The sequence below is a fragment of the Chitinophaga agrisoli genome, from assembly GCF_008386695.1.
In the GTDB taxonomy this organism is placed as follows: domain Bacteria; phylum Bacteroidota; class Bacteroidia; order Chitinophagales; family Chitinophagaceae; genus Chitinophaga; species Chitinophaga agrisoli.
This window is the reverse complement of record NZ_VUOC01000004.1, coordinates 2,593,740-2,609,656: the sequence shown is the minus strand read 5'-3', so window position 1 is coordinate 2,609,656 and position 15,917 is coordinate 2,593,740. Positions and strand designations below refer to the sequence as shown.

Sequence of the window (15,917 nt, the reverse complement as noted above, 5' to 3'; positions counted from 1 at the left end):
TAAATTGAATGTTAGGAATATGATCAAATGCGGAACAAATGTAGGCCGGGCTGTATAAGCCGCCAATGACGGTTATCAGCAACAAGATGAGTTTTATCACGCCATTATTACTTAACTTTCCACAGTGATAGTCTGGCAGCAGCTTTTTTGCAATAACGATTCATCTCCGTAGCATTCGTATGGACCTTCCAGTAAATGACCTTGACAGGGATCAGCATTACAAACAACAGATCAATCAGGAGCTGCAGCGCTTTAGCGCCTTATTTGATTATGCAAGCATTGGTATCCTGGTAAGCAATGAGCTGGGGCAGATCATCCTTATCAATGATTTTGCCCTTGAGCAGTTTGGCTACACGCGTGCAGAACTGGTAGGGCAGAAGGTGGAGATACTGTTACCCCAGCGGGTGCACCACCGGCATGAAGGCCACCGTGAGCGTTACCACGCCAGCCCGCAGGCCAGGCCAATGGGTATTGGGCTGGACCTGTACGCCCTGCGGAAAGACGGCACAGAATTCCCTGTAGAGATAAGCCTTAGCCACTATGAGAACGAAGAGGGGCGGTTTGTGATCGCTTATGTGAACAATATCACAGAACGGAAGAAGGCGGAGGAGAAGGTAGAGAAAATGAACAATGAGCTGGAGCGGATGGTGGAGGAACGCACCCTGCAGCTGCGGTCTGCCCTGGCGGAACTGGAAATGTCTAAGGATGAGCTGACAGCAGCTCTTGGCAAGGAAAAAGAGCTGAGCGAGTTAAAATCCCGTTTTGTATCGATGGCCTCCCACGAGTTCCGCACACCGCTCAGCACTATCCTCTCATCCGCTTTCCTGGTGAAACAATATGCCGCGGAAGCAGATCAACCTAAACGTAACAAACATATCCAGCGTATCGTAAGCTCTGTGAACCTGCTTACGGATATCCTCAACGATTTCCTTTCTGTGGGCAAGATTGAAGAAGGTAAGATACAGGTGCGCCGGATCAGTTTTGACATAGAGGAGCATATTAACAATGTAATACAGGAAATGCAGGGCGTGGTCAGGGAAGAGCAGGTAATAGACTACCAGCATACCGGTAACCGTGATGTGGTGCTGGATCCTTCCCTGTTCCGGCATATTGTAATGAACCTGTTGGTAAATGCTATTAAGTTCTCCCCGCATAATACCCCCATTATCATACGTACTGACAGGGAGGAGGCGCAAATGCGGCTGCTGGTGAAGGACCAGGGCATTGGTATGTCAGCGGAAGACCAGCAGCACCTGTTTGAGCGGTTTTACCGCGGCGCCAATGTAAGCAATATACAGGGCACAGGCCTTGGGTTACATATCGTGGGCAAATACAGCGAATTAATGAACGGCACTATTTCCTGCGAGAGCGAATTGGGGAAGGGCGCCAGTTTTACCATCACCTTCTCTTTAAACACCGAAATCTAAACGTGTATGAAAACAATCCTGTTAATAGAAGACAACGCAGAGATCAGGGAAAATACGTCAGAGATCCTGGAGCTGGCCGGGTATAAAGTATTTACCGCAGAAAATGGTAAGATAGGGGTGGAACTGGCCCTGCAGCACCGGCCGGACCTGGTGATATGTGATATTATGATGCCGGTGCTGGATGGTTTTGGCGTATTGCATATGATGCAGCGGAATAAGGATATACAGGATATCCCCTTTATATTCCTGACAGCAAAAACGGAGCGGTCTGATTTCCGCAAGGGGATGGAGATGGGAGCGGATGATTATGTCACCAAACCTTTTAGCGGCGCCGATCTGCTGCATGCTATAGAAAGCCGGCTTAAAAAGGCGGCATTGCGGCGGCAAAGCTTCCCCTCCAACCTGGAAGGCCTGAATAAACTGGTGTATGAGGCTACCGGTAAAGAGTCCCTTACATCGTTGGTGGATGGCCGCAATACAGACAGATACAAAAAGAAACAGCTTATCTACTCAGAGGGGAACCATCCCCTGCGCCTGTACTATGTGCAGAAAGGGAAGGTAAAGACCTTTAAACGGAACGATGACGGCAAGGAGCTGACCATAGACCTTTATAACGAAGGCGATTTCCTGGGGTATGTGGCCTTGCTGGAAGGGACGGTATATAAGGAAACGGCGGAGGCGATGGAGGAAAGCGAGATAGCCGTGATACCCCGGGAGGATTTTGATGAGCTGTTACATACCAACCACGATGTAGCGGTACAGTTTGTACGCCTGCTGGCCAGGAATGTGACTGCCAAGGAGCAGCAGCTGCTTGGACTGGCTTATAACTCCCTGCGTAAGAAGGTAGCGGAGGCCCTGGTAAGCCTGCACAGAAAGTACAGTCAGCAAAAGGAGGGGCTGTTCGCCATTGATATCAGCCGGGATAACCTGGCCACTATCGCCGGTACTGCCACGGAATCCCTTATCCGTACCTTGGGCGATTTCCGGGACGAAAAACTGATCGATATAAAAGAAGGCGCCATTGTTATACTGGATGAGAAGAAGCTGGGCGGTATACTATATTAAAGGCCGGTGATGTGGTGTTGCAGGTAGCCGTCAAATTCGAGGCTCAGCTTATCAAAGTTCTCGTGAATGATGATCATTTTCACATCCAGTTTCTTTTGCAGGTCCATTGTTCTACGCCATTGTACGTTAGACGCCTGACCAGATTGCTGTAACAGGTATAGTTGTTCCCTTACCTCATGTCTTAATAGCCCTATCTGTTCATCCATTTTGAGGAACCGGTTCTGGAAATACTCCAGCTGTTCCAGCTGCTCTTTGGTGAAATTGCTGGCCAATATCTCGGCCAGCCTGGTCTTAAAACGGATAGTACCGTCTTCCAGGGCCTTGAGTTTATCTCTCCATGATTCGTTTTCCATGATCAGTTCTTCTGGTTTACCGTTGCTCATTCTATTAAACCTGTTTGCTACGGCAATTTAAAGGGCAGTTTCCCTTAAAAGTATGACGGTGGTCACTGAAAAGGCTGACCGTTATCATCGTTACATTTAATTGCTTGTTTTTTAATTAATTACGTATGGTCGTTGGCCAGGCCGGTATTAGACTGCCCGTATCTGCTTCAAAGGTAAATGCCCCCTGGCGGGTTATCTATGACAGCTATCGGGGAAAGGATGATTTTGGTCATCCGGCAAGGATTCAGGCGCCGGTTTGTCTGGTTGGGGCGCTATGCTGGCTGCCTGCGGGTTTATTGATTGGAGTTGGCCCTGGGTGGGGCTACCTTTACTGAAATGATCGACAAATGAAAAAGATGACCAAAAACTTTCTTGCCAGTGCGGTTGCTATTGTTGGCCTGGCCATGTTTACCATCCCTGGCGAAGTCCGGGCGCAACGGGCGGGTATCAAACGCACGTTACTACAGCAGCATGATCTTAGCGTTAGCGGCCGGGAAATGATCCAGGCGCGTATTGATTTTGCGCCAGGGACTGCATTTGGCAAACATACCCATCCGGGAGAAGAGACCATTTATGTACTGGAAGGCGTATTAGAATACGAGGTAGCAGGCAAACCGCCGGTGACCCTTAAGGCTGGAGAGGTGTTGTTTGTGCCGGCCGGCGTTGCCCATTCCGCAAAAAATGTAGGCAGCACAGAAGCGAAAGAACTGGCTACATATACGGTAGAAAAAGGGAAACCGGTACTGACATTGGTTAAATAGAAAGCGGCAGCGGCGGCCTGGTCTGTGAATGGTTCGGCACATCAATTGTGAGCCTTTCCTTGTTAATGTTAAATCATTCACTATGAGCGCGCTTATTTTATTGGCTACTTTAAAGACCGGGGGCCTTTCCAACACGGCCGTGCTGGCTGAGTTCTTCGCCGGGAAGCTGCAGGAGAAGGGGATTACCAGTGAAACCATTAAGCTGGTAGACCATAACATCCTGCCGGGTACTTATAACGATATGGGCGAGGGGGATGCCTGGCCGGCCATCCTGGAAAAGATCATGGCCGCTGAGATGGTCATATTTGCCACTCCCATCTGGTGGGGCAATCATTCCTCAGAGATGCAGAAGGTGATTGAAAGACTGGATAATATCCATGACGAGATCCTGGCCGGAAAGTCTTCCCGGCTGGCAAATAAGGTGGCAGGCATCATTATTACCGGCGACTCTGACGGTGCACAGCATATTATAGGTAATATCAGCAACTTCTTAAACGCTATAGGCGTTATACTACCGCCGTATGCCAGCCTTTCTGTATTATGGGAAGGCCAGAAGAAAGGCGCAAAGACCACGCGCGCGGAGTTGATGAAAAAGTATGAGGAAACCTATAGTAAAACAGCAGATACCATGATAGCACAGCTGCTGAAATTTACCGGACAATATGCCGAAACAGCGCACATCCAATAAAGACCTGCTGGAACAGGCGCAGCAACTGGAGGCGGAAGACCGCCTCCCGGAGGCTGCCGGCTATTATACAAAGGTGATAACGGCGGATCCATTGAACACCCATGCCTATAACCGTTTGATGATTATTTTCCGTAAACAGAAGGAATACCGGAAAGAGCTGACCGTGATCAATAAGGCTATTAAGACCTATGAGGATAGTATGCGGCAGGAGCAACAGGCCTGGCTGAAGAACAACCGGAAAATGGCACGTTTAAGCAAGGCGCTGGCGCATAGCCTGGGACTTATTGATCCTAAAGGTAAACCGCTGCATGAAGACAGGATGGTAAGCACCTGGCGTAAACGCAGGGAGCTGGTGACGCAGAAATTAAAGAGATCTACTTAAGCTGGTCTGTAAAATAGTAGATAGCGCGCCGCAGGAATGATCCAAAAGCGGGCTGCCCTTTGCCCGCTGTATATCGTGGATCCGCAGCATACAGATCGCCCAGGCCTTTGTAAGCTGCTGCCTGGTTGCCTGGTTTACCCCAAAACTGCAGGATCAATTGATAATGTTGGGCTATCTGTTCCTGTACTTCCGGGCTATGCGGGTCTTGGTCTGTCATGGCCGCCAGCGTTTCCCAATTGGTACTGAAACTGGTTTTAAGTGTTTCAAAATCTGTGGGGCTCATTTGTAATAACTGTTGTTCGGAATGTTTTACCTGGTCCGGCCATTTCTCCATTGCTTCTTTACGCCAGGCGGCCGCCTGCTCTTTAGGTAATCCCTTATATAGATCTTCGTAGTTCATTTTTTGTTTGTTTTGGAGGTGATCAATTGTTTTATCAAGCGTTTGCAGCAGGGTTTGTATGCGCTGCTGTTTTTGCAGCAGGTGCTGTTTATGGTGCTGTAAGGCGGTGACCATATCAAATTCCGGATCGTCCAGGAGATCGGAAATGGTACTGAGCTCAAAGTCCATTTCCTTGTAAAAGAGGATCTGCTGCAGCCGCAGTAATTCTTTTTCGCCATAGAGCCGGTAGCCCGCAGCAGTGCGTATAGCCGGTTGTAATAAACCGATGTTGTCATAGTGATGGAGTGTGCGCACACTCACACCAGCTATTTTTGCCAGTTTTTTGACCGCATATTGTGCCATACTGTAATTGCTTGTAAGACAAAGGTAGGGTATGACGTAGCGTAAGGGTCAAGTGTTTGCGGCAATTTTTTTAATTCGTATCTTGACACACTGTGAAAATTCAAGCATATGTTAACCTTCCAGGAAGCACGCAAAATAGCAGAACAATTTTTAACCAGGGATACCGGCAGCGGGGACAGGCTGCTGATCGATGATAAGGGCATTGTTGAAAGACCCTATGCCTGGATCTTTCCATATGATTCGGAACGGGCGCTTGCGGGGGATACCAGGTGCGCTCTTTTGGGAAATACGCCCATTTTTATCAATAAATCAGACGGACAGGTTTCTGTATTTGGATCAGGGTTTAGTATAGACGCGATGATCGATGTGTATGAGGAGGAAAATAAGTCCTGGAATCTGCAAATAAAAACGGATATCTACGCTGCCGCAGATAAGTTATCAGCAATGAAAAAATGCCTGAAACTAACCCGTGGGCAAATAGCGGAGTTGAAGGCAACTAAAGCCAGGGTTGTTGACAGCGGGGCTGAGCGGAGGCTTAATGATATGCTGGCACTGCTACAGAAGCGGGGTGTAGATGGTGAAGTGGTTTACAATGAAACTCCCCTGGCATAATAAAAACAGCCGGAAAACCAGTTCATGGAGAAACACAGATCGCCGGAAAGGATCTCGAACCTGTTCTCCTGCAGTGGATGAATATGCGCTGGTTCTTTTGTGGTGGTAACCGGGCTAAAACATTCGATCTGCAATAGGGCGCCGTTTGTTTCTGCGGCAGTTTGTAAAAATATCATGCGTTGGCCCGTTCTGGCATTCTCGATCTTATCGCCTTTTTTCATGGTGGATAGGGTTTCTTTTCAATTAGCCATATAGGGCTGGCCTATAAGTTCAGGTCACAGGCAATCACCTGGTCCTTTAACAGGACATACAGTTTTTTATCATTGATATGATAGGATAGTACTTTTCGTTTATCTACCGGCAGGTAAAAGCTGCCCGTATAGCTGCCATCTTGCAGGCGATAAGCATCCAGCACAGGATGTTCGCTAAAGGCATTCTCTTCTTCATTATCTGCGCGGAGATCAGATTCGATAAATAAAAATTGGCCGTTTGCAAAAGCGCGTTTGTTCACTTTTACACGAGGGGCGGAGGCGTATAGTTTTTTCATATCGCCTTCGCCTGTGCTGGCAACTTGTATGCCACTGTTAAATACGGTATCAATGGTATGTTGTTGGTAACGCAGCTGCATATCACTATCCATACAGTAAATGCCATTTTCGAAATAAGGAATGTACAGCAAACGGTCCTGTTGAGGTGTGCTGCATAAGATCCCATCGCTGGAGAAACCGGCATCTGCTTTTCCCGACAACAGTGCTGATTTCCGCTGTTCGCCGCTACGTGTATTGATCCGCATAAACACCGGTTGAAAGCCGCCATTTGAAAAACCTCTTATTACTACCAATGAGTCTGACAGCTGTAAGGATTTTACATAAGGCCCGGCCGACAGTTTTACTGAATCAAATGCCGCTGCATGTACACCTTTGTAAAATAACATGCCGCTGTTGTACTCGTGTACATAAATATGATCTCCGGTGGCGAAAAAATTAACGGGTGGTTTGAGGGCTTTGTCTATGTTCAGGTTTACGGTATCGCTGATACGCAGGTTATTATCAAGGCGGTATACCCGCCGGTGGGAGGGCTCAGATAGATAAAGATCATCGCCGGCGCCAAACAACCGCTCCGCAGTAAAAGGCAATGGCTGTGAAAGCTGCGGATGGACCGTTATGGTAAGCCATTTTCTGTTAAAACCGTTCTTTTGCGCATTAGGCATGCCAGATACGGCCACCAGGATCGCCAGGCAAGCCACTGCCGCCAGCATGGTACCACAGATAAATATCAGAGTTCGTTTCATAATTAAAAGCATATCAGGAACAGAGACTACCCCGGGAGTAGTCTCTGTTGATAAATTAAGCAGGCTATTGCAGCCGGCATCGTTGTGTTTCTTTTTACCTAACGTATGATCACAGGTCTGTCAGGAATACTTCCCAAACGTATGTGTTCCCGCCTGACTGGAAAGTGCTGGCGCAGCAGAAATAGGCGTTGCCGCTACAGTTGCCGGCTGAACTAGGGTTTGCTACGCTCTTAACATTGGTGCCAAACGCCGGAATGAGGTTGCCGCCATAGCTGGCGGTGCGGTCTGCCGGAAGGCCGGGAATAACAACGGTGCGGTAGCATGCTTCTGTTTTCTTAATAAGGGTGCTTGCGTTGGTAGAGATGGTGAGGCCTACGGCAGCTACAGCTACCAATGCGGCAAAACTGATCTTCATCTTTTTCATGTGTTCGCTTTAATGATTAGGAAATAATAACAGCCAAGGCGGCTGCCTCCGCTAGTACAGGAGAAGAGGGACCTGTTTTATTGATCAATAAAAGAGTTAAGGCAATGAAATGACTTGCTTGTTGCGCATCGTGAGCCGGCTTTGCAGCAATATGGCAATGGCGGTAAGCAGGGTGATGATAAAATTAACCGCCAGGTGCTGCTCCCAGGTTAACAATTCGATGATACCGCCACAACTGCAGGGCAGATCATAAGCATAACGCAGCATGATGTATACATAACCGGTAAACAGCGTCATAAGGAACAGCGATGCATATAAGCCCGCTACGCGCGTTCGTTTAAAGATCAGCAGCGCGGCTATTACCAATTCGCCTGTAGGCACCATAATGGCTACCAACGGCGCTATATGTTGCAAAAAAGGGGAGCGGCCGGCTTCAAAACTGAATTTGTCGTAATGGATCAGCTTATTGAGGCCAGTGTAGATCCAAAGTAATAGCAAGACGGCGGTGATCGCTTCAATGGCTGGATTGAATGCTTTGGTTTTCATAAAGAAATATTCAATGTTCAATAGTAGAATAAAAGACAGATGACGGTTTAGTGCTTCATGGAATCTTAATGGATTATTTGCTGGTCAACAGGTCAACATCGTCACGTGGGCGCCTACTTGATAAAATTAGTAAAAGGGGATGAGAATTGCAATAGTTTTCCATAATCGCACATGTAGCTGTGCGTTATCGGACAGTTTTTGGGGGATTATTGCCGGCACTATATTTATAATCAATATGTTATAAAGGCGGCATGTGTGTTGTGAAATAATTCATAAGTCATTATTTATGTTCAAGAGCAATTTCAAAACGATGTTCCGCAGCCTTTGGAAGAATAAGGCTTACAGTTTTCTGAACATCTTCGGGTTAACGATCGGGATCACCTGTGCGGCATTGATCTTTCTATGGGTGGAGGATGAAATGACCTTCAACCGGAATTTTGCGAAACATGATCAGCTGTATCATGTTATGCAAAATCAGCAAAATGAAGCCGGCATCACCACTAGCCCTTCTACACCGGGACCGCTGGCAGCTGCATTAAAAGCGGAGATACCAGGTATTGTTAACAGTGGCCGGCTTAGCTGGGAAATGGATCAACTGGTAGCGCTGGGTGATCAATCCATTAAGGAAAAGGGCATGTATGCAGATCCGTCCATTCTTTCCATGTATTCCCTGCAGTTTGTGTATGGCGCTCCAACCACCGCGTTAAAGGAGCCGCAATCCATCGTGATCAGCGAAACCATGTCGAAAAAGGTTTTTGGCGATGGCAACCCGGTGGGTAAAACAGTAATCATGAATGCCAGATCCGCCTACACAGTAGACGGGCCTTTTACGGTTACTGGCGTTTTTAAGGACCTGCCTTCCAATTGTAATTATAAATTTCAGTGGCTTTCGCCATACGAAACCTGGGAGAATGCGAATGACTGGTTAAAGCCCTGGAACAATAATCTGACAGAAACGATCGTGGAGTTGTCCCCCCAGGCCAATGCGGCAGCCATCAATAAGCAGCTGGCTAATTATATGGGCACTAAAGTGAGCGGCTCCACCAACCGGTGCTTCCTGTTTAGTATGAATGACTGGCATCTGCGTAATAAATTTGTGAGCGGCGTGCAGCAGGGAGGGAATATAAAATATGTAAGGCTTTTTTCAACAATAGCCTTTATCATCCTGCTTATTGCCTGTATCAATTTTATGAACCTTGCCACGGCGCGGTCTGAGCAACGCGCCAAGGAAATAGGGGTGCTGAAGGTGCTGGGCGCGGACAAAAGCGGTTTGATCGGAAAGTTCATCAGCGAATCTTCGCTGATATCATTTATAGCCGTGATACTGGCGGTGGGCATGTTATTTATATTGATGCCGTTTTACAATGCATTGGTGCAAAAGCAGCTGGCGGTGAATTTATTGAGCCCGCTGCACCTGCTTTTTCTGTTGGCTATTGGCCTTATTACCGGGCTGGTTGCAGGCAGCTATCCAGCGTTTTATCTATCATCCTTTAACCCGGTAAGGGTATTAAAGGGGATACGGATCAAAAGCCCCGGCGGCGTTAACTTTATCCGTAAAGGGTTGGTGATAGCGCAGTTCAGTGCCTCTGTGATACTTATTATATCCACCATGATCGTATACCTGCAGGTGCAACATATCAGGGAGCGGAACCTTGGCTATAGTAAGGATAATTTACTTTATATACAGCTGCAGGGTAGTATGAAGGAACATCTCAGCCAGATCAAAAACAGTCTTGCCGCCACCGGTTATGTAGAAAATGCGGCTACCAGCCTGCATGATGCCCTGCATGTGTACAGCTATGGGGATGGGTTTGGCTGGCAGGGTAAACGCCAGGGTGACAAATCCGCTGTTTACTCCAACGTGGTGAGCCCGGAATACATTTCGACCATGCACATGAAAATAGTAGCGGGCCGCGATTTTTACCCTGGCACGGCAGACAGCAATCGTGTTATTATCAACGAAACTATGGCCGGCCTTATGGGCGCAGCGGGAAAACCCGGCAGCATTATCACTGCCGGTAAGTCTAACCTGACGGTGGTGGGGATCATTAAAGACTTTGTTTACAATGATGTATATGGTAAAGGGGCGCCGCTTATCCTGATCTGCGGCAACTATGCATCCACGATGATGGCGGTGCGGTTAAAACCCAACGTAAACCTGCCGGAGGCGCTGGCCAAAACCGGGGCGGTGATGTTATCTGCTAACCCCGGTTTCCCATTTGAATACCGGTTTGCAGATGCGGATTTTGACGCGGTGTTTGCTACGGAAATGCTCATTGGCAGATTGTCCGGCGTGTTTGGAATATTGGCTATTGCGATCTCCTGCCTTGGTTTATTTGGCCTGGCGGCATATACTGCAGAGCGGAGGACCAGGGAAATAGGCGTACGCAGAGTGCTGGGCGCTTCTGTTATTGGACTGGCAGGGTTGCTGGCCAGAGAATTTTTGCAATTAGTCGTTGCAGCATGTTTTATAGCGTTTCCCGCAGCCTGGTGGCTGATGCATAACTGGTTGCAGGACTATGCATACAGAACAACAATACAATGGTGGGTGTTTTTGGTAGCGGGGGTGATGGCGTTGCTGATAGCCTTGATAACGGTGAGCTCCCAGGCGATAAAGGCGGCGGTGGTTAATCCGGTTAAGAGTTTGAAGGCGGAATAGCATCATTATTTGTTTCCCGGAACGAGCGTTACTCTATTCAGCGTATAGCTGAAATCTATGTTGCCCACCCTGAAGGCTTTGTTCTCATCCAGGACAAAAAGAACATTATCGTCTCCTTTGAGCAGATAGAGATGAGCGCCGGTATTGAGCGCTAAGCGGTAAACAACTGCGTTAGCGTCTGACCTGGCGCCTTTAGTAATTATCCATTTCCCTTTGAGGGATTGCTGCCGGTAAGCGCCGCCATCCGGCTGTTTAAACAGCTCGCCGCCTCCCACAAGCGTAAGGGCATACGTGGTTGGTTGTTGTGTGGTTGGATCCTGGTAAAGGATCAGATCCCATTTCAACTTGGGACAGTCAGCAGGTACGGATATGTTTAGCTGTTTTGCCACGCCGTCGCAGGGAGGCCTTCCCTGGAAAACTCCCGCCACATCAAGCCCTTTTGGAATAGGCCGGAAAGTGATAGTTTGAGACAGCTTATTATCAGCGGCTGCTGTTTGTGCTTTTGAGCGGCGTGTTGTCAGAGAGCAAAAAAGGATGACAAATGCTATCAGTAGATATTTCATGATAGATCTTTTATGGTTATTTATCGTTGATCCTGTTCAATGTGTAGCTCCACGCGGCGCTTCCGATCATCAGATGTTGATTACTATCCAGTAAATGCAGCAGATCATCGCTCAGCTTTAGAAAGGAGATCGTTTTATTTGTTTTACTATCCCGTAATTGGTAAATGATCTGATTGCTGTCCGGGGCGCTCCTGGTGATCATCCAATTCCCCTGCATGTCAATTTTATTCCCTCCGTCAATGAATCCTGTTGTGCCTGGCTTAGATAATCCATATGTAGCATGCAATTGATAAGTAGTGGGCGCTTTTGTATGTTCATCCTGGTAAAGTGTAAGCTCCCATTTTATGAATTCGCAATCAGTATTTGCAGCCATACCTGGCAATGGCCTTGTTCCCTGGCTGCAGGGCGTGCTGGCTGCAAAAGTTCCCAGTACAGAGGAGGCCGTTGGACCAATTTGTTGACAACGGGCACTTATGACAGCGAAAACAAACAACGAAGCTGTAATAACAAGTTTAGGCTTCATAGCATTTATTTTAGTAAAGTTAAGCCCTGTTATCCGGTCAGCGTTGAAATTTACATCTAATGATGTGGATGCGTGACAAAAAGCGGTTTTACGATGTAAAAATGTATCAATCTTCCCTACTTCTGTATAAATCGCCCTGCATTGTCCCCGCTAATTTTGCTGTAACATTAAAAAGTAATAGCAATGGCAAAGACAATTTTTATTACCGGCGCCTCCAGGGGGTTCGGTAAGTTATGGGCGGCAGCATTCCTGGAAAGAGGGGATAAGGTAATAGCAACCGCGCGCGACCCGCGTACACTGGACGACCTGGTTAGCCAATATGGCAACAATATGCTGGCGCTGCAGTTGGATGTGAACGACCGCGCCGCGGATTTTGCAGCTATCCACAAAGCAAAAGAACATTTCGGAAGCATTGATGTACTGATCAATAATGCAGGGTACGGCTTGTTTGGCAGCGTGGAGGAGACCAGTGAACAGGAAGCCCGTGAACAGATGGAAACTAACTTCTTTGGCCTGTTATGGCTGACACAGGCGGTACTGCCTATCATGCGCGCACAGGGACATGGACATATCATCCAGGTTTCCAGCGTAGTGGGCCTCATCACTTTCCCGGTGCTGGGCCTGTACAATGCCTCTAAATTTGCAGTGGAAGGGTTAAGTGAGACCCTGGCTGCCGAAGTAAAAGGTTTTGGTATCAATGTTACGCTGGTTGAACCAAACTCCTTTTCAACGGACTGGGCCGGCGCATCTGCTGTGCATACCACTGCCATGCCTGAGTATGAACCGGTAAAGACCGCATTTCTGAGCGGTATGACGGACGATCGTTTTGGCGTCCCGGAGGCTACTACCCCGGCTGTACTGGAGCTGATAGACAGTAAGAATCCGCCACTGCGTCTATTCCTTGGCAAATTTGGCTATCCACTGGTAAAGCAGGCCTATGAAGGCCGTTTGGCAGAATGGGACAGCTGGAGTGGAATCTCCGCGGCCGCACATGGTAAGTAACATATGTTAATGATATTGTATGAATGCGATCTACGCCGTATGGCGTAGATTTGCGTAATTGCCATAGTCATGGAGCACTTTAAGAATTTAGCAGATATACACCGTTTTAACGGTATTCCGATGCCGGAGAATCCGCTCTTCAGCGTTTACAGGTGTACGCAGACCTGCGGGCTGGGCGACAGGGAGTTTACATCTGATTTTTACATGATCGGGTTTAAGAAGCTTAAGGCGGGTGTTATATTATACGGCCGCACTAAATACGATCATAATAACGGTAGCCTGATCTTCATCAAACCCCGGCAGGTGATCGAGTTTAAAAGTGTGGAGTATGATGAAGATGCGTTTCTGATATTCATTCATGAGGATTTTCTGAACGGTCATTTTCTGCATTCAGCCATCAGTAAATATGCTTTCTTCGATTATGAAACGAATGAAGCGCTGCACCTTTCACCGGCAGAAGAACAGACCATATGGGATCTGTATTACAAGATAGAAACGGAGTACCGTAATAATACAGATGAGTATAGCCGGGATATTATGCTTACGCATATTGATTCCATATTAAAATATTCCCAGCGGTTCTATAAGCGCCAGTTTATTAACCGGATGGAGCTTTCCGGCAAAACGGTGTCGAAATTCCATGAAGCGCTGGATGCTTATTTTAAAGACGGGGTGTTGGCTGCGAAGGGTTTACCAACAGTGAATGCGCTCGCGGCACAGCTTAACTTATCACCCAGGTACCTGAGTGATCTGCTTAAACAGGAGACGGGGAAAACCGCCATTGAGCTGATACATATTTATCTGGTAAACGAAGCTAAGAACCGGCTCAAGACGGATGATCAGCGGGTGTCTGACATAGCGTATGAGCTGGGGTTTGAGAACCTGCCTTATTTTTCGAGGTTGTTTAAGAAGGAGACGGGGATCAGCCCGAACCAGTTTAAGAAGGGATTGATGAATTGAGATGAGTTTTTTATATAAAGTGTTGATAGAGCCGCATAGATCGCAGGATGTATGCGGCTTTTTAAATTGTTGTTATTTGAGTTCTTTACAGGTTAAAAAAACAGGTAAATACCCCTGGTATTGGATGGTAGTGATGGAGTTATTCCCCTGTTAATCTCTTATTAATGTTTTATTAATCCCTCCTTGTTATTTTGCTATAGTCAATATTCTTAACCCGTATAACCAATTATCTTATGAAAAAACTCCTCCTATTAGGACAGGTGGCCATTGCCATGCTGTTGGTAAGTTGCTCAAAAAACCAGGAAAACGAACCGTTAACTCATGGCGCCATTAAAGACAACCAATTCAGCGCTAAGTCGGCAGGGCCGAACCAGTACCTGGGGGTGACCTGTGGCTTTCAATACAGTTCGCAGTTATCCGGGCCGGTCACTTATCCTACTCATCAGAACATTTCTTTGTACAATCCGGATCCCAATAATCCGAATGCTACCTGGGATGAGTGGGTGGCGCAGTTGGCCCAGGCCGGGGTTGATTTTGTGTGCCCTAACCTTACCGGCTCCCAGCCTAATACCAATGGAAGCCCTGCTAAAATTGCGCCCCTGATCGCTGCCATTAATGCCCGCGGCCTTACCAGCCAGCTTAAACTGGCTGCTTTTGATGACAATGCCGCCTCCTGGGTTGCCCAATGGAACATGGCAAATGGCCGTGGATATGGGTATGCGCAGAAGTTTGATATGGCGGACCAGAATAACTGGAAATACATTTACGATTACAATTACAAGGTGTTTTTCCAGACAGTGCCAGACGCCAACCGGTTTAAGATCAACGGCCGCCCGGTTATTATCATCTGGACAGGCAATACCGTTACGTTCCTTACCAATATGAACGGTAATGCCTCCCAGGCGCTGACCTATGTAAGGCAAAAATGCCAGGCGGATTTTGGGTTTAACCCGTATATCATCCTGTCCCAGGATTTCTTTACCAATGATCCTACCTGTAACAATCCAGGTATTGCGGACGGCAAAGAAAGCTGGTTTACGCCGCCGGTTAACAGCTATTCATTGACTGCCTGGAACAACACTTCGATTGGCGTGGCGGTTCCCCAATTCCAGCATTCAGGCGTGGGCTCCTATCTTAACCCCAATCATGGACAGCTTTTTGAAAACGGCCTTAATGGCACGGTGGAATCTGGCGCATTACTTACCCTGTGTGAAGGCTTTACGGACTATGAAGAAGAAGCCGCCATGTGGCGCGCCAGGAATATAGACAACAATGGCAGTGCTTTGAGCTATAGCCAAACCGGCTATGATTATCCTAACCAGCGCATTAATATATTACGCAGGCATAGCCATAGTCCCTTCCCGTCTACCTTCAGACTGGAGGCGGAAGGTTGCGATAATTTCGGCGGAGCCAACGGCGGCAATGGTAAAGTTAATTTCTATCGTAATGGCAATATCGCCATTGCGGCCACCAGTGATAATAACGGCGCTTTCCAGATAGGCTGGATACAGAATAATGAATGGCTGGAATGGCAGGAAGTACCGGTTGCCACAGGTACCCCTCATCTGCAGATCAGGGTAGCCAATCCTAATAATAATATGCGGGCGCACCTGGAAATTGACGGCGTAGCAAAGCCAGACGTTACATTGCCTAATACCGGCAGCTGGTCTACCTGGACGACCTTTGATATGGGAAGCATTGGCAGCTTTACCAATTCGTACCATAAGATCCGTATTGTATTTAATACGGGTAATGTAAATGTTAACTGGATCCAGCTGGTGCCAGGGAGCTGATGGACTGGTAGTGTATATAATTAAAGCGGGCGCCTCCGGAAAGAGGCGCCTGCTTCATTTCTACCCGGATGAAAAATGCGCGGTGAGGATAGGGCT

At 47.6% G+C, this 15,917-nt stretch carries 18 protein-coding genes; 10 read left to right on the top strand and 8 right to left on the bottom strand.

Going from position 1 to position 15,917, the window contains the following annotated elements; genetic code table 11:
* Nucleotides 1-179 precede the first annotated feature (179 nt).
* Together F0L74_RS29425 and F0L74_RS29420 are read left to right on the top strand one after the other, a co-directional pair.
* A complete protein-coding gene (locus tag F0L74_RS29425) occupies nt 180-1,427 on the top strand; it encodes a PAS domain-containing sensor histidine kinase (protein WP_149841466.1) in 1,248 nt (415 codons plus the stop codon).
* A gap of 6 nt (nt 1,428-1,433) precedes the next feature.
* The gene (locus tag F0L74_RS29420; RefSeq protein WP_149841465.1) at nt 1,434-2,492 is read left to right on the top strand and encodes a response regulator; all 1,059 of its coding nucleotides are present in this window, start codon (nt 1,434-1,436) and stop codon (nt 2,490-2,492) included.
* On the opposite strand, the gene F0L74_RS29415 is transcribed toward F0L74_RS29420, so the two are convergent.
* Nucleotides 2,489-2,845, bottom strand: coding sequence for a hypothetical protein (locus F0L74_RS29415; RefSeq protein ID WP_188316220.1), 357 nt, complete (start codon nt 2,843-2,845; stop codon nt 2,489-2,491). The genes F0L74_RS29420 and F0L74_RS29415 overlap by 4 nt on opposite strands.
* Before the next feature lie 386 nt (nt 2,846-3,231).
* Here F0L74_RS29415 and F0L74_RS29410 point away from each other — a divergent pair, with 386 nt between their 5' ends.
* The 3 genes from F0L74_RS29410 to F0L74_RS29400 all read left to right on the top strand — a co-directional run bounded on the left by F0L74_RS29410 (nt 3,232) and on the right by F0L74_RS29400 (nt 4,706).
* On the top strand, nt 3,232-3,636 hold the full coding sequence (locus F0L74_RS29410; protein WP_149841463.1) for a cupin domain-containing protein: 405 nt from the start codon (nt 3,232-3,234) through the stop codon (nt 3,634-3,636).
* An 82-nt stretch (nt 3,637-3,718) separates the two neighbouring features.
* A complete protein-coding gene (locus F0L74_RS29405; RefSeq protein ID WP_149841462.1) occupies nt 3,719-4,324 on the top strand; it encodes a flavodoxin family protein in 606 nt (201 codons plus the stop codon).
* On the top strand, nt 4,299-4,706 hold the full coding sequence (locus tag F0L74_RS29400) for a tetratricopeptide repeat protein (RefSeq protein WP_149841461.1): 408 nt from the start codon (nt 4,299-4,301) through the stop codon (nt 4,704-4,706). Before F0L74_RS29405 ends, F0L74_RS29400 begins: the two co-directional genes overlap by 26 nt.
* Here F0L74_RS29400 and F0L74_RS29395 read toward each other — a convergent pair.
* Nucleotides 4,699-5,448, bottom strand: a complete 750-nt coding sequence (locus F0L74_RS29395) for a MerR family transcriptional regulator (RefSeq protein WP_149841460.1) — start codon at nt 5,446-5,448, stop codon at nt 4,699-4,701. The genes F0L74_RS29400 and F0L74_RS29395 overlap by 8 nt on opposite strands.
* Nucleotides 5,449-5,556: 108 nt before the next feature.
* Here F0L74_RS29395 and F0L74_RS29390 point away from each other — a divergent pair, with 108 nt between their 5' ends.
* Entirely contained in the window at nt 5,557-6,060 is a 504-nt protein-coding gene (locus tag F0L74_RS29390) for a YrhB domain-containing protein (RefSeq protein ID WP_149841459.1), read from the top strand.
* On the opposite strand, the gene F0L74_RS29385 is transcribed toward F0L74_RS29390, so the two are convergent.
* The 4 genes from F0L74_RS29385 to F0L74_RS29370 all read right to left on the bottom strand — a co-directional run bounded on the left by F0L74_RS29385 (nt 6,036) and on the right by F0L74_RS29370 (nt 8,321).
* Nucleotides 6,036-6,281, bottom strand: a complete 246-nt coding sequence (locus F0L74_RS29385; RefSeq protein WP_149841458.1) for a hypothetical protein — start codon at nt 6,279-6,281, stop codon at nt 6,036-6,038. The two genes, F0L74_RS29390 and F0L74_RS29385, sit on opposite strands and share 25 nt — an antisense overlap.
* Before the next feature lie 41 nt (nt 6,282-6,322).
* Nucleotides 6,323-7,351, bottom strand: a complete 1,029-nt coding sequence (locus F0L74_RS29380; protein WP_149841457.1) for a hypothetical protein — start codon at nt 7,349-7,351, stop codon at nt 6,323-6,325.
* 109 nt (nt 7,352-7,460) lie between these two features.
* On the bottom strand, nt 7,461-7,775 hold the full coding sequence (locus F0L74_RS29375) for a hypothetical protein (RefSeq protein WP_149841456.1): 315 nt from the start codon (nt 7,773-7,775) through the stop codon (nt 7,461-7,463).
* 96 nt (nt 7,776-7,871) lie between these two features.
* Nucleotides 7,872-8,321, bottom strand: a complete 450-nt coding sequence (locus F0L74_RS29370) for a MauE/DoxX family redox-associated membrane protein (protein WP_149841455.1) — start codon at nt 8,319-8,321, stop codon at nt 7,872-7,874.
* A gap of 286 nt (nt 8,322-8,607) precedes the next feature.
* Between F0L74_RS29370 and F0L74_RS29365 the strand changes: the two genes are divergently transcribed.
* Entirely contained in the window at nt 8,608-10,980 is a 2,373-nt protein-coding gene (locus F0L74_RS29365; RefSeq protein WP_149841454.1) for an ABC transporter permease, read from the top strand.
* 5 nt (nt 10,981-10,985) lie between these two features.
* Here F0L74_RS29365 and F0L74_RS29360 read toward each other — a convergent pair whose 3' ends face one another.
* Nucleotides 10,986-11,543 carry a copper resistance protein NlpE gene (locus F0L74_RS29360; protein WP_149841453.1) on the bottom strand — a complete coding sequence of 186 codons (558 nt, stop codon included), beginning with the start codon at nt 11,541-11,543 and terminating at the stop codon, nt 10,986-10,988.
* Between the two features lie 16 nt (nt 11,544-11,559).
* On the bottom strand, nt 11,560-12,066 hold the full coding sequence (locus tag F0L74_RS29355) for a copper resistance protein NlpE N-terminal domain-containing protein (RefSeq protein ID WP_149841452.1): 507 nt from the start codon (nt 12,064-12,066) through the stop codon (nt 11,560-11,562).
* A gap of 183 nt (nt 12,067-12,249) precedes the next feature.
* On the opposite strand from F0L74_RS29355, the gene F0L74_RS29350 reads away from it, so the two are divergent.
* From F0L74_RS29350 to F0L74_RS29340, 3 genes are all read left to right on the top strand, one after another.
* Entirely contained in the window at nt 12,250-13,068 is an 819-nt protein-coding gene (locus F0L74_RS29350; RefSeq protein ID WP_149841451.1) for an SDR family NAD(P)-dependent oxidoreductase, read from the top strand.
* Between the two features lie 69 nt (nt 13,069-13,137).
* A complete protein-coding gene (locus F0L74_RS29345) occupies nt 13,138-14,028 on the top strand; it encodes a helix-turn-helix domain-containing protein (RefSeq protein ID WP_149841450.1) in 891 nt (296 codons plus the stop codon).
* Between the two features lie 233 nt (nt 14,029-14,261).
* Nucleotides 14,262-15,821, top strand: a complete 1,560-nt coding sequence (locus F0L74_RS29340) for a DUF5010 domain-containing protein (RefSeq protein WP_149841449.1) — start codon at nt 14,262-14,264, stop codon at nt 15,819-15,821.
* Nucleotides 15,822-15,917: the final 96 nt, after the last annotated feature.